Consider the following 25,391-nt stretch of genomic DNA (forward strand, 5'->3'; position numbering starts at 1 on the left):
ACGCTTGTCTTGCACTCACGTCTGTGTGTGGTTTTCCGCAGTATCGGGCTGCATCAGCACCGCGCGCGAGGCCGAGGCGAATTCGCGCCGGAGCAGGACCAGCGCCGTGATCGTGGCCGCCGTGATCAGCGCATAAGCCCCGAGCAGCCAGGCCGTCGCGGCAAGCGCGCAATAGAGCGCACGAAGCCCCCGATTGAACCCGCGCGCGGCGGTGATGTTGATCTCTGCGGCCTTGCGCGCCCGAGGCAAGGCCGCCGGATGATCCGGTTGGTTCGGCACGGCCCCCATGAGCACCGCACAATAGCCGAACAGCCGGTTGGACCAGACGAATTTGAGAAAGCCGTTGACCAGAAACAGAACGATCAGGAGAATTTTCACCTCCCAGACGATGATCGGGCGTTGCCCGGCACTCAGATCCCCGGCAAGGCCGATCACCCGTTCCAGGTCGCCCAGAAGGGCCAGCGCGCCACCAATGGCAATCAGCGTGGCCGAGGCGAAAAACGAGGTTCCCTGCCGCAATTGCCCGATCACCTGAGAGTCGAAGATTCGCGGATCGCGATCGACGAATTGTACCATCCATTCACGGCGGTAGTCCGCCATCAGATTGGAGGTGGACGGCCAGCGGCGCGGGGCATTCTCGATCAGCAGGGTCATACCGATCCAGACCCCGAGCAGCAGCAGCACACCGACAAGGTCGGGAAGTGTGAAATGCGACAGCTCTGGCGGCAAGGCGTCCATCGGGCTCAGAACGGGCGCACGACCACGGCCCATAGAACCGCAATCGCGCCGAACACGCTGATTTCGTTGAAGATGCGCAAAAAGCGGTCGTTTTCGGAAAATATGCCCTTGCGGGCCCGCAGCACCAGCCGCCCGGTCCAGCCGTAATGCAAGGCAAGCGCCAGTACGAGCGCCAGCTTGAGATGTGTCCACGCCGGCCAGCCCAGCCAATTCGCGAGGTAGAGCCCGGTCGCGATGGCGATCACGCCGAGACCGAGCGAAAACCGGTAAAGCCGGATGGTCAGGTCGCCAAGCGGGCCGAATTCGCCCAGCCTGTCCCATTCGCGGTGCCAGTAGATCAGCGCGCGCGGCACGGCGAAAATCGACGTCATCCAGCCCATGACGCAAAGAATATGTATGATCTTGACCCAATCCATGTGCTTTCCCTTGCCCCAGCGCGCCAAGCTGCGCAAGTGTCAGAGGGTCGCGCCGATGAAAAAGGACTCGCAACATCGGCAAATTGGTTATATAGTTTTACCAATTTTAGGAGGTGCGCATATGCAAATGCCTGACCCGAATCCCGCCATTCTCGCCAAGAAGGCCGCGCTTGTAGAGCGTCTGCAAGAGGTTCTGCCCGCCGACGCGGTGATCACCGACGCGGCCGAGACGCGGGCCTATGAATGCGACGCGCTGACCGCCTATAAATGCCCGCCGCTCGCGGTGATCCTGCCCGCCTCGACGCAAGAGGTCTCGGAGGCGCTGGCGATCTGTCACGAGATGGGTGTGCCGGTGGTGCCGCGCGGGTCTGGCACGTCGCTGGCAGGTGGCGCGCTGCCCACGGCGGATAGCGTGATCCTCGGCGTGGCGCGGCTGGCCGATGTGCTGGAGACCGATTACGACAACCGCTTTATCCGGGTTCAGACCGGGCGCACCAACCTGAGCGTCACGGGGGCGGTCGAAGAGCATGGGTTCTTCTACGCGCCGGACCCGTCAAGCCAGCTGGCCTGTGCCATCGCAGGCAATATCGCGATGAATTCGGGTGGCGCGCATTGCCTCAAATACGGGGTGACCACCAACAACCTGATGGGCGTGACCATAGTTCTGATGGACGGCACCGTGATGGAACTGGGCGGCGCGCATCTGGAGGCCGAAGGCTATGACCTGCTGGGTCTGATCTGCGGGTCCGAGGGGCAATTGGGCGTGGTGACCGAGGCGACATTGCGCATCCTGCGCAAGCCAGAGGGCGCGCGGCCCGTTCTCATCGGGTTTGATTCGAACGAGGTGGCCGGGGCCTGCGTCAGCGATATCATCAAGGCGGGCGTTTTGCCCGTGGCGATCGAATTCATGGACCGCCCCTGCATCCGCGCGACCGAGGATTTCGCCAAGGCGGGCTATCCCGATTGCGAGGCGTTGCTGATCATCGAGGTCGAGGGATCGGATGCCGAGATCGACGAGCAACTGGCCCTGATCGAGGGGATCGCGCGCCAGCATGACCCGGTGGAACTGCGCCAGAGCCGGTCCGCCGAGGAAAGCGCCAAGATCTGGCTGGGCCGCAAATCGGCCTTTGGTGCAATGGGCAATATCAACGATTACATGTGCCTCGACGGCACCATCCCGGTCAGCCAGCTACCTTACGTTCTGCGCCGCATCGGCGAGATGTCGGCGCAGTACGGGTTGGACGTGGCGAATGTGTTTCACGCGGGCGATGGCAACATGCATCCGCTCATCCTGTTCGATGCCAACAAGCCGGGCGATCTGGAACTGTGCGAGGAATTCGGCGCGGAGATCCTCAAGCTCTGCGTCGAGGTGGGTGGATGTCTCACCGGCGAGCATGGCGTGGGTATCGAGAAACGCGACCTGATGGCGCATCAATATGCGCCGGATGATCTGGCCGCGCAGATGGACGTCAAGGATGTGTTCGACCCCAAGTGGCTGCTCAACCCGGCCAAGGTATTTCCGCTCGATTCCTCAGACCCGCGGCGCGCAGCCTGACGTGATCAACCCGGGGGTTTCACCCCCGGACCCTCTGAGTATTCTTGCCAAGAAGAAACAGCATGACACCGAAAACCGAGGCGGAACTCGCCGAGATCATCACCGGCGCCGAAGGGCCGCTGCGCATCGAGGGCGGCGGCACACGCCCCCTTGGGCGGGCCTCGAACGGGGCGCGGCTGAGCACGTCCGGGCTAACGGGCATCGAGCTATACGAGCCGGGTGCGCTGACGCTGGTTGCCAAGTCGGGCACGCCGCTGGCGGAGATCGAGGCCGCGCTGGAGGCCGAGGGGCAACGGCTGGCCTTCGAGCCGATGGATCATCGCGGGTTGTTGGGCACGAGTGGCACACCCACCATCGGCGGCGTGGTGGCCGCCAATGTCAGCGGACCGCGCCGCATTCAGGCCGGGGCCTGCCGCGATTTCCTGCTGGGCGTGCGATTTGTCGATGGGCAGGGGCGCATCGTCAAGAATGGCGGGCGGGTGATGAAGAACGTGACCGGCTATGATCTGGTCAAGCTGATGGCCGGGAGTTACGGCACGTTGGGCGTACTGACCGAAGTGGCGCTCAAGGTGCTGCCGCGCCCCCGCAGTACCGGGGTAATGCGGGTTGAGGGCCTGAGCGACGCGCAGGCCATCACCGCGCTCAGCCGTGCGCTCGGCTCGCCCTACGAGGTGACCGGGGCGGCGCATCTGCAACGCGGTGTGGATGGGGCACCGGTGACGATGATCCGGCTGGAAGGGTTCGAGAATTCCGTGGCTTATCGCGCCGGAGAATTGCAATCGCTGCTGGCGGAGTTCGGTAGTTTCACGCTGGAGACCGACCCCGAAAAGACCGAGGCCGATTGGCACCATGTCCGGGACGTGGCCCCGTTCCACGGGCGCGACGGCGATGTCTGGCGCATCTCGGTCAAGCCCACCGACGCAGCCGAAATCGTGGCCGATCTGTCCGGAGCAGAGGCGCTCTATGATTGGGGTGGCGGGCTGATCTGGCTTCTGGCGCCCGAGGGATCAGGCGTGAATGCTGCCAAGCTGCGCGCCACTGTGGCAGAAAGAGGCGGGCACGCGATGCTGATCCGGGGGGATCGGAGCCGGGCCACGTTCCCGCCCCTGCCCGCACCGGTGGCCGCCCTGCAAGAGGGGCTGCGGCAGAAATTCGACCCCCGTCAAATCCTCAACCCCGGCCTGATGGCGCAGGGCGAGACCGCCTGAGCCGCGCCCGGAGAGATAGCATATGAAGACCGAATTCACCGCCGAACAGCTCGAAGATCCAAAGATCGCGCGCTCCAACGAGATCCTGCGTTCTTGCGTGCATTGCGGGTTCTGCACCGCCACCTGCCCCACCTATCAGGTGCTGGGCGATGAACTGGATAGCCCGCGCGGGCGTATCTACCTCATAAAGGACATGCTCGAGAACGACCGCGACCCGGACGCGAAGACGGTCAAGCATATCGACCGCTGCCTGTCCTGTCTGGCCTGCATGACGACCTGCCCCTCGGGCGTGCATTACATGCATCTGGTGGATCAGGCCCGCGAATATATCGAGGAACGTTACAAGCGGCCAATGGGCGACCGCGCCCTGCGCTGGATTTTGGCGCGCATCCTGCCCTATCCGATGCGCTTTCGCGTCGCTCTGCTCGGGGCCAAGATCGGCCGGCCCTTCGCGCGGCTGATACCCGATGCGCGGCTGCGCGCGATGCTGGAGATGGCACCGGCGCAGGTGCCGCCCGTGAGCCGCAATGACGATCCGCAGACCTTCCCGGCGCAGGGTGAGCGCAAGAAACGCGTGGCGCTGATGACGGGCTGTGCGCAAAAGGCGCTCAACACCGATATCAACGACGCCACCATTCGCCTGCTGACCCGGCTGGGCTGCGAGGTGGTGGTGGCCGAGGGTGCGGGCTGCTGCGGGGCGCTGACGCATCACATGGGCAAGACCGAGGAAAGCCACGCGACGGCGGCGAAGAACATCAAGGCCTGGGCGCGCGAGATGGACGGCGAGGGGCTGGATGCCATCGTGATCAACACATCCGGTTGCGGCACCACGGTCAAGGATTACGGGCATATGTTCCGGCTGGAATCGCTGGCCGGGGATGCAGCCTGGGTGAGTGATATCGCGATGGATGTGAGCGAGTTGCTGATGCAACTCGATCTGCCCGACGGTGCGGATAAGGAGATGGTGATCGCCTATCACGCCGCCTGCTCGCTCCAGCATGGCCAGCAGATCAAGACCTATCCCAAGGACCTGCTCAAGCGTGCCGGGTTCAGCGTCGTGGAGCCCGCGGACAGCCACCTGTGCTGCGGTTCTGCTGGCACCTACAACCTGATGCAGCCGGAGATTTCCAAGAAGCTGAAGGATCGTAAGATCCGCACGCTGGAGGCCAAGCAGCCGGACGTGATCGCGGCGGGCAATATCGGATGCATGATGCAGATCGGCTCGGGCACCGGCACGCCCGTGGTGCATACGGTCGAATTGCTCGACTGGGCCACCGGCGGGCCGAAGCCGCCCGCGATGGAGCGTGCCGCGACAGGCATGTCGGGGGTTCCGATCCTGCGCTGAGCCGGTCATATTCTGGCCCCAAACGCCTGCTAACCGACAGGCGTAATGATGTGCCGGAGGTCCGATGCTGCGCCCTGTTCTTGTCACCCTTTTTGTCATGCTGGCCGGCAGCGCCATTGCACAGGACAGCCGCCTGGAACGGCTTGATGTGGGTGATGCCGCACGCCAGTGGGAGGCCGTGGGGCGGCTGGAACTCGGCGGGCGCGGATTCTGCACTGGCGCGCTGGTCGCCCCTGATCTGGTGCTGACGGCGGCGCATTGCCTTTACGATCGCGCCACGGGTGCGCGGGTCGATCATGGTCGCATCGAATTCATGGCCGGGTGGCGCAACGGGCGCGCCGTGGCCTATCGCACGATTCGCCGGGCCGTGGTCCATCCCGATTATGATTTCGACGCCGAGGTGACGGCGGACCGGGTACGCAATGATCTGGCGCTTCTGGAACTGCATCACCCGATCAACAACACCCGCGTCACCCCGTTCGAGACCGACGAGCGCCCGCGCAAGGGGCAGGAGATCGGCGTGGTCAGCTATGCCAAGGACCGCTCTGAGGCCCCGTCTCTCCAGAACGTGTGCAAGGTGATGGCGCGCCAGCAGGGGGTGCTCATCATGTCCTGCGATGTCGATTTCGGGTCGAGTGGTGCGCCGGTCTTTTCCTTCGAGGGCGGGCAACCGCGCATCGTGTCGGTGGTCTCGGCCATGGCCGAGGTGGAAGGGCGCAAGGTATCGCTCGGCACGCAACTGGTGGCCCCGCTGCAAACCCTGCGCGCCGCGCTCGACGCGGGCCAAGGCGTGTTTCAGGATGCCGCCCCCAAGACCTTTACCTTTGGCGAGCGGCGCGACACCGGGGCGAAATTCGCCAAGCCATGATCGGGTCACGGCATATCCCGGCCCTTGTTGCCGCGCTCTGCCTGTGGGCTGGCGGGGCCATGGCACAATCGAGCGGTCTGATCAGGCTGACCGACCGCGACGACCTGTTCGGCTGGGAGGCGGTGGGGCGCGTGGATATCGGGCGGGCTGGATTCTGCACCGGGGTGCTGATCGCGCCCGATCAGGTGCTGACGGCCGCACATTGCGTCTATGATCGCGCCGGTCAGCCCGTCGCGGCCGAAACGATCCGTTTTCGCGCCGGGCTGCGCGATGGCGAAGTGATCGCCGAGGCCGGGGTGACGGGCTATGCCACCGCCCCCGACTATGATCCGCAGGGCGGCACGCGGGTCGAGAACATCCGAAATGATGCGGCCCTCCTGCGCCTCGCCACCCCGATCAGCAGCGCGCTTGCCGCGCCATTCGCGGTGCATGAACGCCCTCGCGACGGCGAACGCGTGAGCGTCGTCTCTTACGGGCGCGACCGCGACAAGGCCCCCTCGTGGCAGCGCGAATGCAACATGCTGTGGCGCGCCGAGGGGATCATGGGCTTTGACTGCAACGTGATCTTCGGCTCGTCCGGCGCGCCGGTCTTTGCCCGGCACGGCAATCGCGCGCGCATCCTGTCGCTGGTCAGTGCAGGCAACTGGCAGGGCGAGGATCGGCGCGCCTATGGTATGGACCTGAGCACGCTTCTGCCCATGCTGAAGCGCGATCTGCACGCCGCCACCGCCGGACAGGCAACCGTCAATCCCGGCTTCAAGCGGGTGCAGGTCGGTGAGGGCAAGCGCGCATCGGGCGCGCGTTTCGCCAAACCCTGAGCCATTCCATCCGCCTCTTGACAGGGGTGGCACCGCTCCCCAAATCAACTCCACCCGGTGCCTCGTAATGGGCCGGGACATGAACAGGCCTGTCCCCATGGGAAGGTCGTCAGAACAGGTATCGCTCAAAGGAGGATGACCCATGCGCAACTTTGATCTTGCACCGCTCTACCGGGCAACAGTCGGATTCGACCAGATCGCCGACCTGCTGGACCGGGTGATGGCCAGCGACGTGACGCAGCCCACCTACCCGCCCTACAATATCGAGAAGACCGCCGACGATGCCTATCGCATCTCGATCGCCGTCGCGGGCTTTGGGGCCGACGACCTCAGTGTCGAGGTGAAAGATGGCGCGCTTGTCGTCTCGGCGGCCAAGGCCGAGGATGACAGCCACCGCAGCTATCTGCATCGCGGCATCGCCACGCGCGCGTTTGAGCGCCGGTTCCAGCTGGCCGATCATGTCCGGGTGACGGGGGCGTCGCATGCCGATGGCATGCTGCATATCGACCTGGAACGCGAAATGCCCGAGGCGCTGAAACCCCGCCGCATTTCGATTGCCAGTGGCGATCAGTCCGTTGCCAAGGATGTGGTGGACGCCGAAAAGGTGAACTGAGACGGGACACCCCGCCAAAGGCACCTTGCGCCCGGCCGTATGTCCCTCGGCCGCGCGTCTTGCCGTTTCAGGGCTGGCGCGCTTCGAGCAGCACAGTCCCGCTCTCGCCCCCGATCAGCAGCAATGCGCCATCCTCGGTAACATCGAACCGGGTGACCTGTTCGAGCGCGTCGAGCATCCGGCGCTCCTGTTCCATCAGGGGCTCATGGCAAGCCATCATCGTGCTGCCCATGGCCCCGAACTGCATCCCCTCACCGGTGAGCGTGAAATCCCCGACGAGGCGATTACACCCGCTGCTGCCCGCGACACGGCCCGGGTTGAGGAAATTGAGGGACAGGCGCTCGGCCTCAATCAGTTCCGCGTCTCCCAGGGCCGTGACCTGCCAGGCGCCATCGGTCAGCAGCGAAGCCGGATCACCGCCGCAACCGCGCAGATCGCGGCCATCAAGCGTGAGGTAGGCGGTGTCGGGATAGGGCATGCCGCTCATGTCGTCATGGCAGAGCTGTTCTTCGATCCGCAGATGCGCGCCCGCGTCAGGCATATCGAACTCATAGGCCCCAGGCACGACCTGCACCACGGGGCGCGGGGCCTCGCGCCTGATCTCGCCGTAGTTGCCGACCACCTCGGCGGTCTGCGCGGAAAAGGTGACGTGCCAGCCCGGCTCGTTGCCGCGCGCGCGGTAGGGCATCGCGTCTGCCGGCGGCACCTTGCGGCACTCCGGCAGATCACGGCCTTCGAGCCGGATCGTGGTCGCGTCGCCCTTGTTCCAGACCGTCGTCTCGGGGTCCTTCACGCCTTCGTAGCGCGCGCCCGAGGCTGCCTCGATCTGCACGAGCGGAATATCGCGGCCCTCGGCGCGCAGCACCATCTCCTCGTCCAATATGCCGACAAGAACCGGCGTATCGCCACACATCAGCTCGGTGGCGAAAGCGATCGGCGTAACCGGCTCCAGCGTCAGTTCGCCCAGATCGACGGGTGCGCTCCCGGCCTCGAACGCCAGACCACGCAGCACCCACCGGGGTTCGCCATGCACGCGGATTACCGCGCTCACCTCGCCCGACAGGCCCGGCGGCACCGCCATCTCAAAAGGCAACGGCACCTGTTTTCCGTCGGGATTGAGCGTCGCCTCGCCCAGCATCGCGCCAAAGCGGCCCTCGGCCACCACCGTGGCACGCGCCTCGGGCGGCAGGGCGATGCGCTGCAGATAGCCAAGCGTGCCGTTGACCCGGCGCACAGCGTCCTCTTGCGCGACGGCGGGCAGAACCGACAAAAGCGCCGGAATACAGGTCAGAGACATGACACGGAACATGGGCCGCCTCCCTCTAGCGGTCAGGTTTTCCCTACCCTAGTCAATGCCAGCCCGCCGGTCGAGACAATCAGACACTCAGGCAGACATATTTCATTTCGAGGTAATCCTCGATTCCGTGGTGGCTACCCTCGCGGCCGAGGCCGGATTGCTTGACCCCTCCGAAGGGCGCGACCTCGGTCGAGATGATGCCGGTATTGACGCCGACGATCCCGTATTCCAGCGCCTCGGCCACCTTGTAGACGCGGCTGAGATCCTTGGCGTAGAAATAAGAGGCAAGGCCAAAGATCGTGTCATTGGCGAGGTCAATGACCTCGTCCTCGTCCTCGAACTTGAACAGCGGCGCGAGGGGCCCGAAGGTTTCCTCAGTGGCAAAATCCATGTCGCGGGTCGCACCGGTGATGATGGTGGGCGGCAGAAACAGCCCGTCGGTCTCCTCGGCCCCGCCGAGAATGACAGTGCCGCCCTTGGCCGTTGCGTCGGCCACATGTTCACGCACCTTGACCAGCGCATCGGCGTTGATCAGCGGGCCGAGCGATGTGCCCTCTTCCAGACCGTCGCCGACCTTCATCTTTTCGACCGCCGCCTTGAGCTTGGCGGCGAAGGCGTCATAGACGCCCGCCTGCACATAGATGCGGTTGGCGCAGACGCAGGTCTGGCCATTGTTGCGGAACTTGCACAGGATCGCGCCCTCGACCGCCGCATCGAGATCGGCGTCGTCAAAGACGATGAAGGGCGCGTTGCCGCCCAGCTCCATCGAGCATTTCATAACGCTGTCGGCAGCCTGCCGCAGCAGGATGCGCCCGACCTCGGTAGAGCCGGTGAAGGTCAGCTTGCGCACGGCCGGATTCTCGCAGAATTCCTTGCCCACCTCGGACGACCGCGACGAGGTGACGATGTTGAACACGCCCGCCGGGATGCCCGCGCGTTCCGCAAGCACGCCCATCACCGTGGCCGAGAGCGGCGTTTCCGCCGCAGGGCGCCCGACAAAGGCGCAGCCCGCCGCCAGTGCAGGTGCCGCCTTGCGGGCGATCATCGCATTGGGGAAGTTCCAAGGCGTGATCGAGGCGGCGACGCCGATCGGCTGTTTCAGCACCATGATCCGCTTGTCGCGCTGATGGCCGGGGATCATCTCGCCATAAATGCGCTTGGCCTCTTCGCCAAAGAACTCGATGAACGAGGCACCATAGGCCACCTCGCCCTTGGCCTCGGACAGCGGCTTGCCCTGTTCGGCGGTCAGGATCACGCCCAGATCGTGCTGGTTCTCCATCATCAGGTCGAAGAACTTGCGCAGCACGGCGGCGCGTTCCTTGCCGGTCCACTTGGCCCAGTCCTTTTGTGCGGCCTCGGCCTCGGCGATGGCGCGGGCGACCTGTGCGCGGCTGAGATCGGCGACATGGGCGATCACGTCGCCGCGTGCGGGATTTGTGACCTCGAACGTGCCATTGTCGCCATCCACCCATTGCCCGCCGATATAGGCCTTTTCCGCCAGCAGGCCGGGATCATTGAGCAGGGATTTCAGGTCGGTCGTGGTCATCGCGGTGTCCTCCGGGCGTGTCTTTTGGTCTCGTCATGACAGACCAGCTTGGGCTAGGAATGTCTAGGGCCAGATAAGGGAGATCACGCCATGGAACTGGACGATGCCTATGCCAATGTCCCGCATATTCCGGGTGGGGCACAGTATCCGGCGCGATGGACCGTCGCGGCCGAGGCGTTTCGCGCGCGGCTGAGCGCGGAGCGGCGTGCGGAGCTCGGCCTGCCTTATGGCAAAGGCTCGCGGCAGGCGTTCGATCTGTTTCACCCCGAGACAACGGCGCAGGGCCTCGTGGTCTTCGTCCATGGCGGTTATTGGCTGCGGTTCGACCGGTCTTACTGGTCGCATCTGGCGGCTGGGCCGTTGGCCCGGGGCTGGGCGGTGGCGATGCCGTCCTATGATCTGTGTCCCGAGGTGCGGATCGCCGATATCACCCGGCAGATCAGCCGCGCAGTGGCGGTGGTGGCGGGACGAGTCGAGGGGCGGATCGCGCTTGCGGGTCATTCGGCGGGCGGGCATCTGGTGGCGCGCATGGCGGTGCCGGGGGTCTTGCCGGACGAGGTGGCGGCGCGAGTGAGCCACGTCGTGCCGATCTCGCCGGTTTCGGACCTGCGGCCGTTGTTGCAAACCTCGATGAACGAGCAGTTTCGGCTGGACATGGCGGCAGCCGAGGCCGAAAGCCCGGTCCTGATGCGCCCCCTGCCCGTGCCGGTCACGGTCTGGGTCGGGGCCGAGGAGCGACCCGTGTTTCTGGATCAGGCGAGGTGGCTGGCCGAAGCCTGGGGGGCCGGACACGAGGTGGCACGGGGACGGCACCATTTCGACGTGATCGAGGCGCTGGAAGACCCGGCGAGCCGCATGGTCGGGCAGTTGCTGGGGTGACAGGCGCGCGCCGTCCCTCGTGCCCGAAACGGCCCGGCGCCGCAAAACGTGATGCGCCTCATCACAAAGGCTGAATTGACCAGCCGTTCAATTGCCGTAGTCTGCGCGAGAACCGCGCGAGGCCCTCATGCAAAAATCCGCCCCTCTCATCACGCCCGTCCTGATCGCGGGCTGCACGATCATCCTGATCTCCTTTGCGATCCGCGCCTCGTTCGGGGTGTTCCAGATCCCGATCGCGTCGGAGTTCAACTGGCCACGTGCAGAGTTCTCGCTCGCTATCGCGATCCAGAACCTCGCCTGGGGAATCGGCCAGCCGATTTTCGGGGCACTGGCCGAGAAACTCGGGGATCAAAAGGCGATCATCCTCGGTGCGCTGACCTACGCAGCGGGGCTGGTGCTGTCGTCCTTTGCGGTCACGCCCGAGGCGCATCAGCTTTATGAGATCCTCGTGGGCTTTGGCATCGCGGGCACCGGCTTTGGCGTGATCCTCGCGGTGGTGGGGCGCGCAAGCTCTGACGACAATCGCTCGATGAGCCTCGCCATCGCGACCGCCGCCGGATCGGCGGGGCAGGTTTTCGGCGCGCCGGTGGCGGAGTTCATGCTGTCGGCGATGACATGGCAGAGCGTGTTCCTGGTCTTTGCCGCCGTGATCCTGGCGGTGCTGGCGATGCTGCCGATGATGCGCGCGCCCGAGCCGGTGGATCGCAGCGTGATCGAGGAATCGATGGGCACGATCCTGCGCCGGGCGTTCCGCGATCCGTCCTATACGCTGATTTTCCTGGGGTTTTTCAGCTGCGGCTATCAGCTGGGCTTTATCACCGCGCATTTCCCGGCCTTTGTGACCGAGATGTGCGGCCCGATCCTGCCCGGTGGCGCGCTGCATAATATCGGGATCACCACCACCTCGGCGCTTGGTGCGGTCGCGATTTCGCTCATTGGTCTGGCCAATATCGCGGGCACTCTGACTGCGGGTTGGCTGGGCCATCGCTATTCCAAGAAGAACCTGCTGGCCGGCATCTATCTGGGCCGGACACTGATTGCGGCGGCCTTCATCATGACCCCGATCACGCCCGCAACGGTGATCTTGTTTTCCGTCTCCATGGGGGCGCTATGGCTGGCGACGGTGCCGCTCACCTCTGGCCTGATCGCGCAGATCTACGGGCTGCGCTACATGGGCACGCTTTACGGGATCGTGTTCTTCTCGCACCAGCTTGGCAGCTTCATGGGGGTCTGGCTGGGTGGCAAGCTCTATGACCTGCATGGCGACTATTCCGTCGTGTGGTGGGTCGGTGTGGGCGTCGGCGCGTTCTCGGCGATCGTGCATCTGCCGGTCAAGGAACGGCGGTTGCAGGCGGCCTAATCGCGCATCAGGTCGCGCATCGCGTGCAGCACCTCTTCGGTATGGGTGTAGGGCAGACCATGGCCCGCGCCCTCGATCACCTCTTGCCGGGCATTGCGGTTGATCTGCGCGAGCCGTCCCATGGCACTGAGCGGGATGATCTCATCCTCGCGCCCCCAGATCGCCAGAACCGGCACGCCCGCCTCGGCAATATCGCCATGCGCCTCGGCGAGATCCTCGGACAGCATGCCGCTCATCGAGCGTTCGATCGCGGGCACGAAACCGCGATATCTCAGCTCGTCCTGTTGCAGATCGACGATGCCTTCGACACTGCTGGGCAGGTCGCGCTCGGCCTCCGTGCCCTTGTGGAATACGCGCGGGAAGACCGCCCGCATGAGCCAGCGGCTGAACGCGTTGCCTTTGGCCACCACCTGCGCCACGGGGCCAAGATCATGGCCCAGCCCGGCCGGTGCGATCAGCACGATCTGGCGCAGGCGCTCGGGGTAAAGGGCCGCAAAGGCCGTGGCGATGGCCCCGCCCATGGAATAGCCCATAAGCGTGATGTCACCGCCAACGCCCTGATCTTCCAGCAAGTCCTCAAGTTGGGTGACGAAAAAGGCGCTGTCCTGCGGACCTGCGGGCCGGTCACTGTAACCGCGTCCGTAGAGGTCATAGACCAGCACGCGAAAGCCCATGGCCCCCAGCCCCTGCGCCACCCCTTGCCAGACAAAGGAGGGCGTTGTCAGGCCATGCACGCAGACCGCAACCGGGCCGCGCGTGGCCCCCATCCAGCGGTAATGCGTGATCCCGCGCGAGAGCGTGGCGAACTCGCCCGGGGCGTGGCGTCGGGCGGTGGCATCCATCTCGGGCCTAGACATCTCGCGCAGGAAAGGCGCCGCCGCCAACACCGCCAGAACAAGCCCCAGAAGCCCCAGCCAGATCATGCCGCCGCCCGCCATGCGTCGTGGATGTAGCGGCTGGTCATCAGGTCGAGATGCGCACCGCCGCCGTTCTTGAAGAGCGTGATTTCATCATCATTTTGTCTGTGAAATTTCTCCCGCTCATAATAGTCCGCCACCAGATGATCGCGGGTGATCGCGCCGGATTCCAGTGGTATCTTGATCTCGCCGATATGGCCCACTGTGGTCTCAAAGCTGTCGACGAAGACCCGCGCGCGGCTCAGGGCCTCGTCATCCACCTCGCGCATGTCGGGGCGGTAGGCGCCGATCAGGTCGATATGCTGGCCGGGCTGGAACCAGTCCCCCTTGATCAGCGGATCGGTGGACATGGTGGCGGAGGTGACGATATCGGCGGCGCGCACGGCGGCCTCCAGATCATCGGCCACGGCCATGCCGCCGCACTCTGCCGCCATCTTCTCGGCATTGGCGCGGGTGCGGTTCCAGAGGGTAAAGCGCGCCTTGGGGAAGGCGGCGGAATAGGCCTGCCAGAGCGAGCGGCCCACCGTACCCGCCCCAACAATAAGGATATTTTCGCTGTCGGGCCGGGCCAGCCGGGTGGCGGCATAGAGGCTGTCGCCGGCGGTTTTCCACTTGGTGACAAGATGAAAATCGACCAGCGCCGAGAGCGTCCCGTTGGCGTCATCATAGAGGTTCACCGCGCCGTTGATCATCGGATCGCCCTTGTCGGGATTGCCCGGAAAGATCGTCGCACATTTCACCGCGATGCCCATCCCGTCGATCCAGGCGGAGCGGTTCAGAAGCGTGTCCTTGCCGCGATAGAGGAAGGTGTCGGCGATCTCGGCGCGGGGCAGATCGTGCCCCGCCTGCAACGCCGCGCAGAGGCCCAGCCAATCGAGATGCGCCTCGCCTTCAGCGAATGGAATGATCGTCAGGCTCATCTTTTCCTCCTCGGTATCACGTCGGTTTAGCGTCGGTATCGGTTTGTCTTGGGTGTCAGCCTCGCATCCTTCACCGACTCGCGCCACACCAGATAGAGACCGGAGCCGACGATGAGGGCAATTCCGATCCAGGCGGTGGCATCTGGCCATGTCCCGAACACCGTCACCCCCCACATGATCGCCATCGGCATGGCGACATATTCGAACGGTGCGGCGAAGGCGGCCTCGGACAGGCGGTAAGCCTGAGAAATGAAGAGCCCGCCCAACATGCCGGAGATGCCCAGCATGGCGAGGATCGGGTAATCCCCGACCGGCGGCCAGACCCAGGCGCGAAAGAGGAATTCCAGCGACGGGTGCCCCGACCCGGCAAAGCGCCCGTCGCCCAGCCCCAGCCCGATCATCGTGCTGGCGATGAGAAAGGTCAGCTGGATATAGAACGCCATGGTGGGGGCGGATTCCGTGCCGCCGATCTTGCGGGTGAGCATGTGCAGCGTGGCGTAGAGAAATGCCGCCACGATGGGCAGGAGCGAGGCCAGTTGAAAGGCCGAGGTGCCCGGCTTGACGATCACCAGAACGCCGACGAAGCCCACAGCGATGGCGGCCCAGCGGCGGGGGCCGACCACCTCCTTGAGGAAGATCACCGAGAACACGGTGATCACCAGCGGCGAGACGAAGAAGATCGCGGTGGCATCGGCGATGGGAAGCGCGGCAAGCCCCAGAAAGAGGCACATATTGGCCGAGACCACGCAGAGCCCCCGGATCAGATGGACCACGGGCCGCCGCGTGCGCAACAGGCGCGGGCCACCGGCGAAGGGCATGATGAAGCAGGTGAACGCCGTGAGACCGACCAGCGCGCGGATGAACACCACCTGATGCAGGGCATAGGCATCCGAGAGGAACTTGATCCCCACATCGTTGATCGAAAAGCACATCACCGCCGCCAAAGCATAGGCGGCGCCGATCAGGTTGGAACGCTGAACGGTGGCGGAGGTCATGAGGATCCAAGGTTGATGTCGTTGACCGATACATGAGACGCGGGGCTGCCGGATGTAAACCCCTGCGGTCGTCTGCGGGCGGGTTAGGGTTGACGGCCGCCAAAGACCATCCGACCCACCTCTTACCCCGCAGGGCGCTCTACCGCGACCAGCCCCAGATCGCGCGCGGTTTCCAGCGACAATATCCCGCTATCGAGACCGCGCGCCGCCTGATAGCGGCGTATGGCGGCGCGGGTGCGGGCATCCATCTGCCCCGTCACCGCCCCGCGATAGACCCCGCGCGCGGCCAGCGCACGCTGCACCGAGGCCGTGAAATCCGGCGTCTGCATCTCGGCGCAGGGCACCTCGAACCACGTGGTCTTGCGCTCTTTGATGATCGCCTGCCGGGTTTCGGTCACGTAACGTGCAGGGCGGATGACGCGGCCCGAGTTGTCCATCTCCGGTGGCGCGGTCTGGACCTGCTCGGTCACCGTCTCGATCACCGCCGGTGTCACGGTCTTGCCCCAGCAGGTGCCGGGGGCGGCCCCCGGCGGGGCCTCTTCCAGCCGGGTGACGAGCGCGGGTTCCGAAGGGCCTGAAAGGTCGCTTTGACAGCCCATCAGGATCAGCCCGGTCAGGGCGGCCAGAACGGCGGGAAAACGGGTGCGGATCATCGGCTCTGGCCTCGGAGGGGCGGTTTTTTGCGCGAAGCTTAGCCGGTTTCGCCCGCTTGCGAAAGCACGCAGTCCGGATCGCTCAGCCGGTCGAGCAGCGGCGAGAGGTCCTCGATCAGATCGGCCACCACATGCACCACGCCGTTCTGCCGCTCCACCCGGCCGGTCACCCGCAACAGCCGCCCGGCGATGACGGCCCGGCGAAACCGCTCGAACACCTTGCGCCAGATCACCACGTTCACAACGCCGGTCTCATCCTCCAGCGTGACGAAAACCACCCCCTGCGCAGTGCCGGGGCGCTGGCGCAGCAGGACCAGCCCCGCCACCGTCACCCGCGCGCCCGGGCGCGGCGCGTCGAGCCGTGCGGCGACAAGGGCAGAGGGGGGGCGCGGCAAGGGATGCGTCATTAGAACAAATATAGAACATGTAGATTTTGTCGCAACTCTTTTGCGCCTGCGTCGCAAATGGGGCTGGTCTCGGGCGGGGGGCTTGGCTAGTTAGCCCAGTGACACGCGATGAAAGGGAGCATGCCGGGCATGGCCAAAATCACCTATATCGAGCACAACGGAACCCGCCACGAGGTCGAGGTCGCCAATGGCCTGACCGTGATGGAAGGTGCACGCGACAACAACATCCCCGGCATCGAGGCCGATTGCGGCGGGGCCTGTGCGTGCTCCACCTGCCATGTCTATGTCGCACCGGACTGGGTCGAGAAACTGCCCACCAAGGACGACATGGAAGAGGACATGCTCGATTTCGCCTATGAGCCCGACGCCGTGCGCTCGCGCCTGACCTGCCAGCTGAAGGTGAGCGACGCGCTTGACGGTCTCGTGGTGCAGATGCCCGAAAAGCAGATCTGAGCCGATGCGCGCGGCGGCCCTCATCGCCGCGCTCGGGGCCACGCTCGCCACGACGGGCGCGGCCGGGGAGGCATGGGTCACCGCCCCCGGCGCGGGCATCTCTGCCGCGCGGTTCGAGATGCCCGACGACAGCTATCCGCATCGCATCATGGGCACCATCCCCGAGCGCCGGGTGCTGGCGGTGCGCGATGCGGCAGGCCGCGAGATACGGCTTGACCTGCGGCAGGGCCCCGACCCCGATCATGTCTTCGAGGATATCGCGCCGCGCGTCGTCGATGCCGATGGCGACGGGCAGAACGACGTGGTGCTGGTCGAATCGAACCCGCGTGAGGGCGCGCAGCTGGCCATCTACACGCTGCGCCGGGGCGGCCTTGTGAAATCCGCCGCCACGCCGCATATCGGCACGCGGTTTCGCTGGCTCGCCCCCGCCGCGATTGCCGATCTCGACGGCGACGGTGTGACCGATATCGCCTATGTGGAAACGCCGCATCTGGGCAAGACCCTGCGGGTCTGGAGCTGGGCTCCGGGCGGCCTCACGCAGATCGCGCATCTGCGCGGCGTGACCAACCACCGGATCGGCGACGAGGTGATCTGGGGCGGGCTGCGCGAGTGCGGTCAGGGGCCCGAGATCGTGCTGGCCGATGCGGGGCTTCGCAGCCTCGTGGCGGTGGGTTTCGACGGGGTCGAGCTTGTCGCACGCCCGCTCGGACTTGAGGCCAGTGCCTCCGGCTTCGACCAGGCGATGTCCTGCCGCTGATCTTCTTCTTGGCGGAAATACTCCGGGGGGTGCGGGGGGCTGGCCCCCGCCTTGGTCGGATCGCGTCAGCGATCCGAGACCCGTTCCGCCGCTCTCAACTCAGGTAGTAGTTCTTCGCTTGCAATGGCGCGGGCGGGGTCTGTCCGAGATGCGGCGCAAGGCTGATCTCGATGGTGCGGCACATCGCGTCGAGCGGCAGCCCGTTCACCGTCTCACCAAAGGGATGCGCCAGTTCCTCGGTCACTTCGGCAAGGCCGAAGAACACATAGGCGATCACCGCCACGAAGGCGGGCGTCATCCAGCCCGCCACATCCAGCAGCGCGAGCGGCACCAGCAGGCAATAGAGATAGGTCGTCCGAAAGACGAGCAGCGAATAGACGTAAGGCAGCGGCGTGGCCGCGATCCGCTCGCATCCCGCCTGTGCCAGCGCGATCTGCCCCATCCGCTCGCTCAGCGCCTTGAGGCCGAACCCGTCTATCTGGCCAGCCTTGTGCCCGGCGGCAATCTCCTCGGTGATCCGGTCGAGCGCGGCACAGGGCGGATGCGCGGCCTGCGAGAAATCGTCATCGCACCACATCTGCGCCGCCTTGGACGGCCCCAGCTTGCGCAGTTGCGCGCGGTGCAGATGGATGAAAGCCAGCGTGAGCCGCAGCATGCGGTCCCGGCGGGCGGCATCGTCCATGAAGAGCGTCATCTCGCGGGCCAGTGCGCGCAGGTCCGCGACCAGTTGTCCCCACAGCTTGCGCGCCTCCCACCAGCGGTCATAGGCGGCATTGTTGCGAAACCCCAGAAAGAGCGAAAGCGCGATGCCGAACACGGCAAAGGGCGCGGTGCTGGTATGGGTCAGGGTCACGACATGACGGTCCACCGCCACCATCAGGACGGCAATCACCGTCACCCCGACGATGCGCGGCAGGATCTGCGGCAGGACCGATCCGCGCACCGCGAAGAGCAGCTGCAGCGTCCCCGGCTTGTCGCGCAGGATCATCCGAGCGCGCGCCAGCCGATGTCGCGGCGGCAGAACCCCTGCGGCCAGTCGATCCGGTCGACCAGCCCGTAAGCGCGGTCGGCGGCCTCTTGCAGGGTCGCGCCCCGCGCGGTCAGCGCCAGAACGCGACCGCCGCTGGCGACGAACCGGCCATCCTTGCGCGCGGTGCCCGCGTGAAACACCTGGTGAAAGCTGTCCTCGGGCGCATCCTCCACACCGTTGATGACGCTGCCCTTTTCATACGCCCCCGGATAGCCATTGGCCGCCATCACCACGGTCAGCGCGTGATCCTCGGCCCAGTTGACCCGGGCTTCGTCCAGCCGCCCTTCGGCCGCGGCCTGCATCAAGTCGAGCGCCTGACCGCCCAGGCGCATCATCAGCACCTGGCATTCCGGATCGCCGAAGCGGACGTTGAATTCGACCAGCCGGGGCTGACCGTCCTCGATCATCAGCCCTACGAAGAGCACCCCCTGATAGGGCGTGCCGCGCCGCACCATTTCCGCCAGAACCGGGCGCACGATTTGGTCCAGCGCCTTTTGCGTGACCGCCTCGGTCATCACCGGCGCGGGGGAATAGGCCCCCATGCCGCCCGTGTTGGGGCCGGTGTCGCCCTCGCCGACGCGCTTGTGATCCTGTGCCGTGCCGATAGGCAGCGCCGTATCGCCGTCGCAAAGCACGAAGAACGACGCCTCCTCGCCGGTCATGAACTCTTCGATCACCACCTCGGCCCCGGCTGCGCCAAACTCGCCGCCGAACATGTCGTCAAGCGCGGCCAGCGCCTGATCCTCGGTCTCGGCCACGATCACGCCCTTGCCTGCGGCCAGCCCATCGGCCTTGACCACGATCGGTGCGCCTTGGGCCTGCACGTAGTCGCGCGCCGCCGCGTGGTCGGTGAAATGGCCATAGGCGGCGGTGGGTGCGCCCGCCGCGTCGCAGATTGTCTTGGTGAAACTCTTCGAGGCCTCCAGCCGCGCGGCCTCGGCCCCCGGGCCGAAGACCAGCAGACCCGCCTCGCGCAGCCGGTCGGCGACCCCTGCCGCCAGCGGGGCTTCGGGGCCGATGATCACGAAATCAATCGCCTCGGCCTCACAGAACCCGGCAACGGCGCCGCCATCGAGAATATCGAGCGTGGCGCAATCCGCGATCTCGGCGATCCCGGCATTGCCCGGGGCCACGATCAGCCGGTCGCATTTGGGGTTCTGCAACGCGGCCCATGCGATGCTGTGTTCACGGCCCCCGCCGCCGAGGATCAGGATATTCATGGCGCACAACTCCGGCTTGGCCTCGCTTGGCATGCGTTCTAGGGTGACGCGCAGGCAGACACAAGGCAGCAGCATGTCCGATCTTATCGACGATCCCGATCCCGGCGAGAACGCCCCCGAATTCTCGGTCTCGGACCTGTCGGGCGCGATCAAGCGGGTGATCGAGGGCGAATTCAGCCACGTCCGGGTGCGCGGCGAGTTGGGGCGGATATCGCGGCCCCGCTCGGGCCATATCTATCTCGACCTCAAGGATGACCGCGCGGTCCTGTCGGGCGTGATCTGGAAGGGCGTGGCGGCGCGCCTCTCGGTCGAGCCCGAGGAGGGGATGGAGGTGGTCGCCACCGGGCGGCTGACCACCTTCCCCGGCCAGTCGCGCTATCAGATCGTGATCGAGGATATCAAACCGGCGGGCATGGGCGCGCTGATGGCGATGCTGGAAAAGCGCAAGGCGGCGCTGGCGGCCGAGGGGCTCTTTGCAGCCGAGCGCAAGCAGCCCCTGCCCTACCTGCCCGAGATCATCGGGGTGGTCACCTCGCCCTCGGGCGCGGTCATCCGCGATATCCTGCACCGGCTGCGCGAGAGGTTTCCGCGCAAGGTGCTGATCTGGCCGGTCGCCGTGCAGGGCGACCGCTGCGCGCCTGAGGTGGTGAATGCTATTCGCGGGTTCAACGCGCTTACCCCCGGCGGGGCGCTGCCGCGCCCGGATCTGATCATCGTGGCGCGGGGCGGCGGGTCGGTCGAGGATTTGTGGGGTTTCAACGACGAGGCGGTTGTGCGTGCCGCCGCCGAGAGTGGCATTCCGCTGATTTCCGCCGTCGGGCACGAGACCGACACGACGCTGATTGACCACGCGTCGGACAAGCGCGCGCCGACGCCGACGGCGGCGGCGGAACTCGCCGTGCCGGTGCGGCTCGATCTGCTGGCCTGGCTTGACGGGCAGGCCGCGCGGCTCAGCCATGCGCAGAGCCAGTCGATTGGTCTGCGCGGCCAGCGGCTGCGCGATCTGGCGCGCGCCCTGCCCCGCCCCGAGACCTTGCTGGAGGCCCCGCGCCAGCGCTTCGACACCTGGTCGGATCGCCTGCCTGCCGCGCTCATCCGGTCGGTGCAGGTGCGCCGCGTGGCACTGTCGGATGCCGCGGGTGCGCTGCGTCCGTCGCTGTTGCGGCGTGCGGTCGAGGGGGATCGGCGGCGGTTGGCGAACACCGCCGCGCGTCTCAACATCCACGCGCTGACCCGCGATATCGACCACAAGAGACGCGAGCTGGACCGAATGACAGCGCGGTTTTCGGATGCCGCAGGGCGACAGACCAAGGGCTGGCGCGAACGGATCGACGCGCTCGACCGGCTGCGCGAGACGCTGGGCTACAAGGCGACGTTGCAGCGCGGCTATGCGGTGGTACGCGGCGATGGCGCGCTGGTGACGACGCGCGATGCGGCGGCGGCGGCCAAGGCGCTAGAGATCGAATTCGCCGACGGGGCTCTGGGCGTTGGCGAAACCGCGAGTGCCCCGCGCAAGGCGCCCAAGCCGAAAGAACCGCCCAAGGGGCAAGGCAGTTTGTTCTGAGGGGGAAAGACGCGCGGTTCGGCGGCGTGGCCTGACGCGGCTTTGCAGAGCCAAGCGGTGCAAAAGCGCGCGCCGGTCACGATGCGCCGTCAGGTGGCGGATTGCCCGGCAGCCCGCACCGCGCGTTCCAGTGCCTCCAGAAAGCGCGAGCGGTCGGCCTTGGTGAAGCCCTTGCCACCGCCCTGGCGGAACGGGTCGGCGGCCCGCAGGTCGGCCATCAGATCGCGGGTGGCGAGCACGTTGCCGATATTGGCCGCCGTCAGCGCCTCGCCGGTATGCTTGAGCACCTGCGCCCCGGCCTCGACGCATTTGGCGGCGAGCGGAATATCCCCGGTGATCACCACGTCGCCCGGCCCCGCGCGTTCGGCGATCCACATGTCGGCCACGTCGGGCCCGTCGGGCACGATCACCATCTCGACCAGCGGATTGCGCGAGGGCCGCAAGCCGCCGTTGGAGACGATGAACATCCGCAGCCCGTGCCGGGTGCCCACCCGCTCGACCTCGTCCTTGACGGGGCAGGCATCGGCATCGACGTAGAGGCTCACGCGCTCTTGGCCTTCTTGGTGTCGCGCCCGACCTTGTATTCCTCGGGGATCGGCATGCGGTTGAAGGCATCGAGCCCGGCGATCTTGTAGGCCTCGGCGAGCGTCGGGTAGTTGAAGGTGTTCTGCACGAAGTAATCCACCGTGCCCTTGAGGTTCAGCACCGCCTGCGCGATGTGGATCAGTTCCGTCGCCCCCTCGCCCACGATCTGCACGCCCAAGACCCGGCGGGTCTTGAGCGAGAAGAGCATCTTCAGGAGGCCGTGTTCCAGCCCCATGATATGGCCGCGCGAGGTCTCGCGGAAGCGCGCGACGCCGACCTCGTAGGGGATGCCGCGTTCCTGCATCTCCTCTTCGGACATGCCGCAGGTGGAAATCTCGGGGACCGAATAGATGCCATAGGGGAACCACGGGCTCTCGGGGAGGGTGGGGGTCTCCAGCGCGTCGCAGGCGGCGACGCGGCCCTGCTGCATTGAGGTCGAGGCGAGCGAGGGATGCCCGATCACGTCACCCGCCGCGTAGATATGCGGCACCGACGTCCGATAGGTCTTGCGATCCACCTCGAGCCGCCCGCGATGGTCGGTTTCCAGCCCGGCGGCGCCGAGGTTGAGCTTGTCCGTCGCACCCATCCGCCCGGCGGCGAAAAGCAGCATCTCGGCGCGCACGTGGCGGCCATTGGCAAGGCTCACCTCCACATGTTTGCCCGCGTCCTCGATCTTGTCGATGGCCGAGCCGAGCCGCAGATCGACGCCATTTTCGAGAATCTGATGGGTGAAATCCTGAATGATCGCGCGGTCGATAAAATCGAGGAAAGTCTCGCGCGGCTCGATCAGGGTCACCCGCACGTCAAGTGCGGAAAACATCGTCGCGTATTCCACGCCGATCACGCCCGCGCCCACCACGATCAGGCTGCGCGGGATCTGCCCGAGTTCGAGAAACTCGTCGCTGTCGACCACGGTGCTGCCGTTGAAAGGCACGGTATCGGGGCGGTAGGTCTTGGTCCCCGTGGAAATCAGGAACCGCTCGGCAGTGAGCCGCGTGACCTCGCCCGCCTCGGTCGCGACCTCGACGGTATGGGCATCGGTGAAGCGGGCCACACCGTTGAGCGTATCGACATGGTTGCGGTTGAACTGATGTTCCAGCACGTCGACCTCATAGTCGAGCGTCTTGTGCAGGCGCATCTTGAGGTCCTGCGCCTCGATATCCTCCTTCACCCGGTAGGAGCGGCCATAAAAGCTGCGCTCGCGCCAGCCCGAGAGGTTGAGCACCGTCTCGCGCAGGGTCTTGGAGGGGATCGTGCCGGTATGCACCGAGACGCCGCCCAGCTTGTCCTTCTTGTCGATCACCAGCACCCGCCGCTTGAGCTTGCCGGCCTGAATGGCCGCCGCGCGACCGGCGGGGCCGGAGCCGATGATGATCAGGTCGTAATGGCTCATGATTTACTCCGCATAGAGCGCCTCGGCATGGAAGGTGACGTGATCCTCCATGAAGGTGGAGATGAAGAAATAGCTGTGATCATAGCCCTTCTGCACGCGGAACGTGCCCTCTTGCCGCCGCACGGCCATGGCTGCGGCCAGCGTTTCGGGGCGCAAGAGCTCAAGGAACTGATCGGAGGTGCCGGTATCGACCAGCACCGGCCCGTCAAAGCCGCGCTCGGCCATCAGCAGGCTGGCGTCATGGGCGGCCCATGCGGACTCGTCCGCCCCGAGATAGGCCGCGAACTGCTTGCGGCCCCAATCGCCGCCCGTGGGGTTGCAGATCGGGGAAAAGGCCGAGACCGAGCGGAACCGGCCCGGCAGCGACATCGCCAGCGTAAGTGCGCCGTGCCCGCCCATGGAATGGCCGGTGATGGCCTGCCGGTCCATGTCGAGAGCGAACTCGCGGCCCAGAAGCGCGGGCAGTTCATCAGCCAGGTAATCCCACATGCGGAAATGCGGGGCCCAGGGCTCTTGCGTGGCGTTGACGTAGAACCCGGCGCCTTGGCCGAGGTCATAGGCCTCGTCATTGGCCACATCGTCGCCGCGTGGCGAGGTGTCGGGGAAGACCAATGCGATACCCTGTTCCGCCGCCCAGCCCTGAGCACCGGCCTTGACCATGGCGTTCTCATGGGTGCAGGTCAGGCCCGAGAGATACCACAGCACCGGGACGGGGCCGTCCTGCGCGTCTTCGGGCAGGAAGAGGCCAAAGGTCATGTCGCAGCCGCAGGCGTCGGATTTATGCGTATAGACCCCCTGCGTACCGCCGAAACATGCGTTCTGCGAAACCGTTTCCATGTCGTTCTCCTCTTTCCTCTTGGTAACTGTTCAGTAAAGCCGGGCGACCCAGCCGATCACAAGCGACACCGTGACGATGGCCGCGACCGTCGATATAAGGATGGCAGATGACACCCGTTTGGGGGCCACGCCGTAATGTTGCGCGATCATGAAGACATTGCCCGCGACCGGCAGGCTGGCGGCCGCGATCATCACCGCCGCGGCATAGGGCTGAACCTCGAAGAGGAGCAGCGCCGAGATCGCCACTGCACCAGGGTGCAGCACCAGCTTGCAGAACGAGAGCCACCCCGCCACGCTGGCGCGTTCCGCCGATTTCGAGGCAAGCGATGCGCCAATGGCAAAAAGCGCGCCGGGAGTGGCGGCATCGCCCAGAATGCGCACGAAGGCGTTGATTGGATCGGGGATCGGCAGGCGCAGCGCCGACCATGCCAGCCCCAGCAGGATCGAGACGATCATCGGGTTCTTCAGCAGCCCCAGCCCCACGGTGCGAAAGATCCGCGAGCTCATCCGCCCGTCGCGCGAGCCGGTGATCAGGATCACCACCAGCGAGCCGAAGACGATCAGGTCCACCGCCAGCATGACCATCACCCAGCCGATCGCCGCCTCGCCCATCAGCATCGCCAGCATCGGCACCCCGAGAAAGCCGACATTGCCGATCACCGCGCATTGCGCCTCGATCGCCGTTTCCTCCAGCCCGACGCGCCGGACCATCGCGACGACGGTGGCAAGGGCATAGACCAGCGTGGTGGCCGCGAGATAGGCCATCACGAAATTCCAGTCGAGCACGTCCGACAGCGTCAAGTTGGCGGAGAACCGGAACAGCATCGCCGAGAGCGCGAAGTAGAAGACGAACTTCGTGAGCCATGCGGTGGCCTCCTCGGGGAAGAACCCGCTGCGGCCAGCCCCGTAGCCCAGACCGATGATCAGGAAGAATGGCAGGGTCTGGAGAAAGATGCTCAGCATGGGGATGTGTCGTAGCAGGTTCGCGGGCCACGTCAATCGGCGGCGCATGTCCAA

Annotated in this window: 26 protein-coding genes; 11 read left to right on the forward strand and 15 right to left on the reverse strand. The window is 65.7% G+C overall.

Features of this window, described 5'->3' with window-relative positions; translation table 11 throughout:
• Nucleotides 1-15 precede the first annotated feature (15 nt).
• Nucleotides 16-771 (reverse strand): DUF599 domain-containing protein, encoded by a 756-nt coding sequence (locus BMX04_RS12555; RefSeq protein WP_244888545.1) that lies wholly within the window; start codon nt 769-771, stop codon nt 16-18.
• Complete coding sequence (locus BMX04_RS12560) at nt 744-1,154, reverse strand: CopD family protein (protein WP_074787016.1); 411 nt, start codon at nt 1,152-1,154, stop codon at nt 744-746. The genes BMX04_RS12555 and BMX04_RS12560 overlap by 28 nt, the downstream gene beginning before the upstream one ends.
• 121 nt (nt 1,155-1,275) lie before the next feature.
• Between BMX04_RS12560 and BMX04_RS12565 the strand changes: the two genes are divergently transcribed.
• The 6 genes from BMX04_RS12565 (at nt 1,276) to BMX04_RS12590 (ending at nt 7,561) form a co-directional block, all read left to right on the forward strand.
• The gene (locus BMX04_RS12565; RefSeq protein ID WP_074787018.1) at nt 1,276-2,709 is read left to right on the forward strand and encodes an FAD-linked oxidase C-terminal domain-containing protein; all 1,434 of its coding nucleotides are present in this window, start codon (nt 1,276-1,278) and stop codon (nt 2,707-2,709) included.
• Between the two features lie 62 nt (nt 2,710-2,771).
• Nucleotides 2,772-3,917, forward strand: a complete 1,146-nt coding sequence (gene glcE / locus BMX04_RS12570) for a glycolate oxidase subunit GlcE (RefSeq protein WP_074787020.1) — start codon at nt 2,772-2,774, stop codon at nt 3,915-3,917.
• Between the two features lie 22 nt (nt 3,918-3,939).
• Nucleotides 3,940-5,262: a glycolate oxidase subunit GlcF gene (glcF, locus tag BMX04_RS12575; RefSeq protein ID WP_074787022.1), complete on the forward strand. Its 1,323-nt coding sequence runs from the start codon at nt 3,940-3,942 to the stop codon at nt 5,260-5,262.
• Between the two features lie 64 nt (nt 5,263-5,326).
• Entirely contained in the window at nt 5,327-6,130 is an 804-nt protein-coding gene (locus tag BMX04_RS12580; protein WP_050662358.1) for a trypsin-like serine peptidase, read from the forward strand.
• A gap of 59 nt (nt 6,131-6,189) precedes the next feature.
• A complete protein-coding gene (locus BMX04_RS12585) occupies nt 6,190-6,948 on the forward strand; it encodes a trypsin-like serine peptidase (protein WP_139194550.1) in 759 nt (252 codons plus the stop codon).
• Nucleotides 6,949-7,090: 142 nt separating this feature from the next.
• Nucleotides 7,091-7,561: an Hsp20 family protein gene (locus tag BMX04_RS12590; RefSeq protein ID WP_074787026.1), complete on the forward strand. Its 471-nt coding sequence runs from the start codon at nt 7,091-7,093 to the stop codon at nt 7,559-7,561.
• 67 nt (nt 7,562-7,628) lie between these two features.
• Here BMX04_RS12590 and BMX04_RS12595 read toward each other — a convergent pair whose 3' ends face one another.
• Nucleotides 7,629-8,870, reverse strand: coding sequence for an META domain-containing protein (locus BMX04_RS12595; RefSeq protein WP_074787028.1), 1,242 nt, complete (start codon nt 8,868-8,870; stop codon nt 7,629-7,631).
• Between the two features lie 67 nt (nt 8,871-8,937).
• Nucleotides 8,938-10,404 carry an NAD-dependent succinate-semialdehyde dehydrogenase gene (locus tag BMX04_RS12600; protein ID WP_074787030.1) on the reverse strand — a complete coding sequence of 489 codons (1,467 nt, stop codon included), beginning with the start codon at nt 10,402-10,404 and terminating at the stop codon, nt 8,938-8,940.
• 90 nt (nt 10,405-10,494) lie between these two features.
• Between BMX04_RS12600 and BMX04_RS12605 the strand changes: the two genes are divergently transcribed.
• Nucleotides 10,495-11,283: an alpha/beta hydrolase gene (locus BMX04_RS12605; protein ID WP_074787032.1), complete on the forward strand. Its 789-nt coding sequence runs from the start codon at nt 10,495-10,497 to the stop codon at nt 11,281-11,283.
• A gap of 127 nt (nt 11,284-11,410) precedes the next feature.
• Entirely contained in the window at nt 11,411-12,643 is a 1,233-nt protein-coding gene (locus BMX04_RS12610) for an MFS transporter (protein WP_074787034.1), read from the forward strand.
• Here the strand turns inward: BMX04_RS12610 and BMX04_RS12615 are convergent.
• From BMX04_RS12615 to BMX04_RS12635, 5 genes are all read right to left on the reverse strand, one after another.
• Nucleotides 12,640-13,566, reverse strand: a complete 927-nt coding sequence (locus BMX04_RS12615) for an alpha/beta fold hydrolase (RefSeq protein WP_074787145.1) — start codon at nt 13,564-13,566, stop codon at nt 12,640-12,642. The two genes, BMX04_RS12610 and BMX04_RS12615, sit on opposite strands and share 4 nt — an antisense overlap.
• Entirely contained in the window at nt 13,563-14,480 is a 918-nt protein-coding gene (locus BMX04_RS12620) for an ornithine cyclodeaminase family protein (protein ID WP_074787036.1), read from the reverse strand. The genes BMX04_RS12615 and BMX04_RS12620 overlap by 4 nt, the downstream gene beginning before the upstream one ends.
• A gap of 26 nt (nt 14,481-14,506) precedes the next feature.
• Nucleotides 14,507-15,475, reverse strand: coding sequence for a DMT family transporter (locus tag BMX04_RS12625; protein ID WP_074787038.1), 969 nt, complete (start codon nt 15,473-15,475; stop codon nt 14,507-14,509).
• 122 nt (nt 15,476-15,597) lie between these two features.
• Nucleotides 15,598-16,128, reverse strand: a complete 531-nt coding sequence (locus BMX04_RS12630; protein ID WP_074787040.1) for a peptidoglycan-binding domain-containing protein — start codon at nt 16,126-16,128, stop codon at nt 15,598-15,600.
• A gap of 38 nt (nt 16,129-16,166) precedes the next feature.
• On the reverse strand, nt 16,167-16,535 hold the full coding sequence (locus BMX04_RS12635) for an OB-fold nucleic acid binding domain-containing protein (protein WP_074787042.1): 369 nt from the start codon (nt 16,533-16,535) through the stop codon (nt 16,167-16,169).
• A gap of 129 nt (nt 16,536-16,664) precedes the next feature.
• Between BMX04_RS12635 and BMX04_RS12640 the strand changes: the two genes are divergently transcribed.
• A complete protein-coding gene (locus BMX04_RS12640; RefSeq protein ID WP_074787147.1) occupies nt 16,665-16,988 on the forward strand; it encodes a 2Fe-2S iron-sulfur cluster-binding protein in 324 nt (107 codons plus the stop codon).
• A gap of 4 nt (nt 16,989-16,992) precedes the next feature.
• The gene (locus tag BMX04_RS12645) at nt 16,993-17,745 is read left to right on the forward strand and encodes an FG-GAP repeat domain-containing protein (RefSeq protein WP_074787044.1); all 753 of its coding nucleotides are present in this window, start codon (nt 16,993-16,995) and stop codon (nt 17,743-17,745) included.
• Between the two features lie 94 nt (nt 17,746-17,839).
• Here BMX04_RS12645 and BMX04_RS12650 read toward each other — a convergent pair whose 3' ends face one another.
• Complete coding sequence (locus BMX04_RS12650; protein WP_050662371.1) at nt 17,840-18,733, reverse strand: bestrophin family protein; 894 nt, start codon at nt 18,731-18,733, stop codon at nt 17,840-17,842.
• On the reverse strand, nt 18,730-19,995 hold the full coding sequence (gene purD, locus BMX04_RS12655; protein ID WP_074787149.1) for a phosphoribosylamine--glycine ligase: 1,266 nt from the start codon (nt 19,993-19,995) through the stop codon (nt 18,730-18,732). The genes BMX04_RS12650 and purD overlap by 4 nt, the downstream gene beginning before the upstream one ends.
• Before the next feature lie 73 nt (nt 19,996-20,068).
• On the opposite strand from purD, the gene xseA reads away from it, so the two are divergent.
• Nucleotides 20,069-21,559: an exodeoxyribonuclease VII large subunit gene (gene xseA / locus BMX04_RS12660; protein ID WP_074787046.1), complete on the forward strand. Its 1,491-nt coding sequence runs from the start codon at nt 20,069-20,071 to the stop codon at nt 21,557-21,559.
• A gap of 89 nt (nt 21,560-21,648) precedes the next feature.
• On the opposite strand, the gene BMX04_RS12665 is transcribed toward xseA, so the two are convergent.
• From BMX04_RS12665 to BMX04_RS12680, 4 genes are read right to left on the reverse strand one after another with little or no spacing between them, the layout of a single operon-like run.
• Nucleotides 21,649-22,104, reverse strand: a complete 456-nt coding sequence (locus BMX04_RS12665; RefSeq protein ID WP_074787048.1) for a YaiI/YqxD family protein — start codon at nt 22,102-22,104, stop codon at nt 21,649-21,651.
• On the reverse strand, nt 22,101-23,537 hold the full coding sequence (gene sthA, locus BMX04_RS12670) for a Si-specific NAD(P)(+) transhydrogenase (RefSeq protein WP_050662375.1): 1,437 nt from the start codon (nt 23,535-23,537) through the stop codon (nt 22,101-22,103). The genes BMX04_RS12665 and sthA overlap by 4 nt, the downstream gene beginning before the upstream one ends.
• A 3-nt stretch (nt 23,538-23,540) precedes the next feature.
• Nucleotides 23,541-24,374 carry an S-formylglutathione hydrolase gene (fghA, locus tag BMX04_RS12675; RefSeq protein ID WP_074787050.1) on the reverse strand — a complete coding sequence of 278 codons (834 nt, stop codon included), beginning with the start codon at nt 24,372-24,374 and terminating at the stop codon, nt 23,541-23,543.
• Between the two features lie 30 nt (nt 24,375-24,404).
• A complete protein-coding gene (locus BMX04_RS12680) occupies nt 24,405-25,337 on the reverse strand; it encodes an AEC family transporter (RefSeq protein ID WP_074787052.1) in 933 nt (310 codons plus the stop codon).
• Nucleotides 25,338-25,391: the final 54 nt, after the last annotated feature.

Origin of the sequence: Roseovarius tolerans, from assembly GCF_900109855.1 — a bacterium.
GTDB lineage: Bacteria > Pseudomonadota > Alphaproteobacteria > Rhodobacterales > Rhodobacteraceae > Roseovarius > Roseovarius tolerans.

Coding starts and splice junctions, on each gene's coding strand:
- sthA (WP_050662375.1), bottom strand. CDS start 23,537: ATGAGCCATTACGACCTGATCATCATCGGCTCCGGCCCCGCCGGTCGC.
- xseA (WP_074787046.1), top strand. CDS start 20,069: ATGTCCGATCTTATCGACGATCCCGATCCCGGCGAGAACGCCCCCGAA.
- BMX04_RS12625 (WP_074787038.1), bottom strand. CDS start 15,475: ATGACCTCCGCCACCGTTCAGCGTTCCAACCTGATCGGCGCCGCCTAT.
- BMX04_RS12640 (WP_074787147.1), top strand. CDS start 16,665: ATGGCCAAAATCACCTATATCGAGCACAACGGAACCCGCCACGAGGTC.
- BMX04_RS12630 (WP_074787040.1), bottom strand. CDS start 16,128: ATGATCCGCACCCGTTTTCCCGCCGTTCTGGCCGCCCTGACCGGGCTG.
- BMX04_RS12565 (WP_074787018.1), top strand. CDS start 1,276: ATGCAAATGCCTGACCCGAATCCCGCCATTCTCGCCAAGAAGGCCGCG.
- glcF (WP_074787022.1), top strand. CDS start 3,940: ATGAAGACCGAATTCACCGCCGAACAGCTCGAAGATCCAAAGATCGCG.
- BMX04_RS12615 (WP_074787145.1), bottom strand. CDS start 13,566: ATGATCTGGCTGGGGCTTCTGGGGCTTGTTCTGGCGGTGTTGGCGGCG.
- BMX04_RS12635 (WP_074787042.1), bottom strand. CDS start 16,535: ATGACGCATCCCTTGCCGCGCCCCCCCTCTGCCCTTGTCGCCGCACGG.
- purD (WP_074787149.1), bottom strand. CDS start 19,995: ATGAATATCCTGATCCTCGGCGGCGGGGGCCGTGAACACAGCATCGCA.
- BMX04_RS12555 (WP_244888545.1), bottom strand. CDS start 771: ATGGGCCGTGGTCGTGCGCCCGTTCTGAGCCCGATGGACGCCTTGCCG.
- BMX04_RS12580 (WP_050662358.1), top strand. CDS start 5,327: ATGCTGCGCCCTGTTCTTGTCACCCTTTTTGTCATGCTGGCCGGCAGC.
- BMX04_RS12560 (WP_074787016.1), bottom strand. CDS start 1,154: ATGGATTGGGTCAAGATCATACATATTCTTTGCGTCATGGGCTGGATG.
- BMX04_RS12680 (WP_074787052.1), bottom strand. CDS start 25,337: ATGCTGAGCATCTTTCTCCAGACCCTGCCATTCTTCCTGATCATCGGT.
- BMX04_RS12650 (WP_050662371.1), bottom strand. CDS start 18,733: ATGATCCTGCGCGACAAGCCGGGGACGCTGCAGCTGCTCTTCGCGGTG.
- glcE (WP_074787020.1), top strand. CDS start 2,772: ATGACACCGAAAACCGAGGCGGAACTCGCCGAGATCATCACCGGCGCC.
- BMX04_RS12600 (WP_074787030.1), bottom strand. CDS start 10,404: ATGACCACGACCGACCTGAAATCCCTGCTCAATGATCCCGGCCTGCTG.
- BMX04_RS12645 (WP_074787044.1), top strand. CDS start 16,993: ATGCGCGCGGCGGCCCTCATCGCCGCGCTCGGGGCCACGCTCGCCACG.
- BMX04_RS12585 (WP_139194550.1), top strand. CDS start 6,190: ATGGCACAATCGAGCGGTCTGATCAGGCTGACCGACCGCGACGACCTG.
- fghA (WP_074787050.1), bottom strand. CDS start 24,374: ATGGAAACGGTTTCGCAGAACGCATGTTTCGGCGGTACGCAGGGGGTC.
- BMX04_RS12590 (WP_074787026.1), top strand. CDS start 7,091: ATGCGCAACTTTGATCTTGCACCGCTCTACCGGGCAACAGTCGGATTC.
- BMX04_RS12610 (WP_074787034.1), top strand. CDS start 11,411: ATGCAAAAATCCGCCCCTCTCATCACGCCCGTCCTGATCGCGGGCTGC.
- BMX04_RS12605 (WP_074787032.1), top strand. CDS start 10,495: ATGGAACTGGACGATGCCTATGCCAATGTCCCGCATATTCCGGGTGGG.
- BMX04_RS12620 (WP_074787036.1), bottom strand. CDS start 14,480: ATGAGCCTGACGATCATTCCATTCGCTGAAGGCGAGGCGCATCTCGAT.
- BMX04_RS12595 (WP_074787028.1), bottom strand. CDS start 8,870: ATGTTCCGTGTCATGTCTCTGACCTGTATTCCGGCGCTTTTGTCGGTT.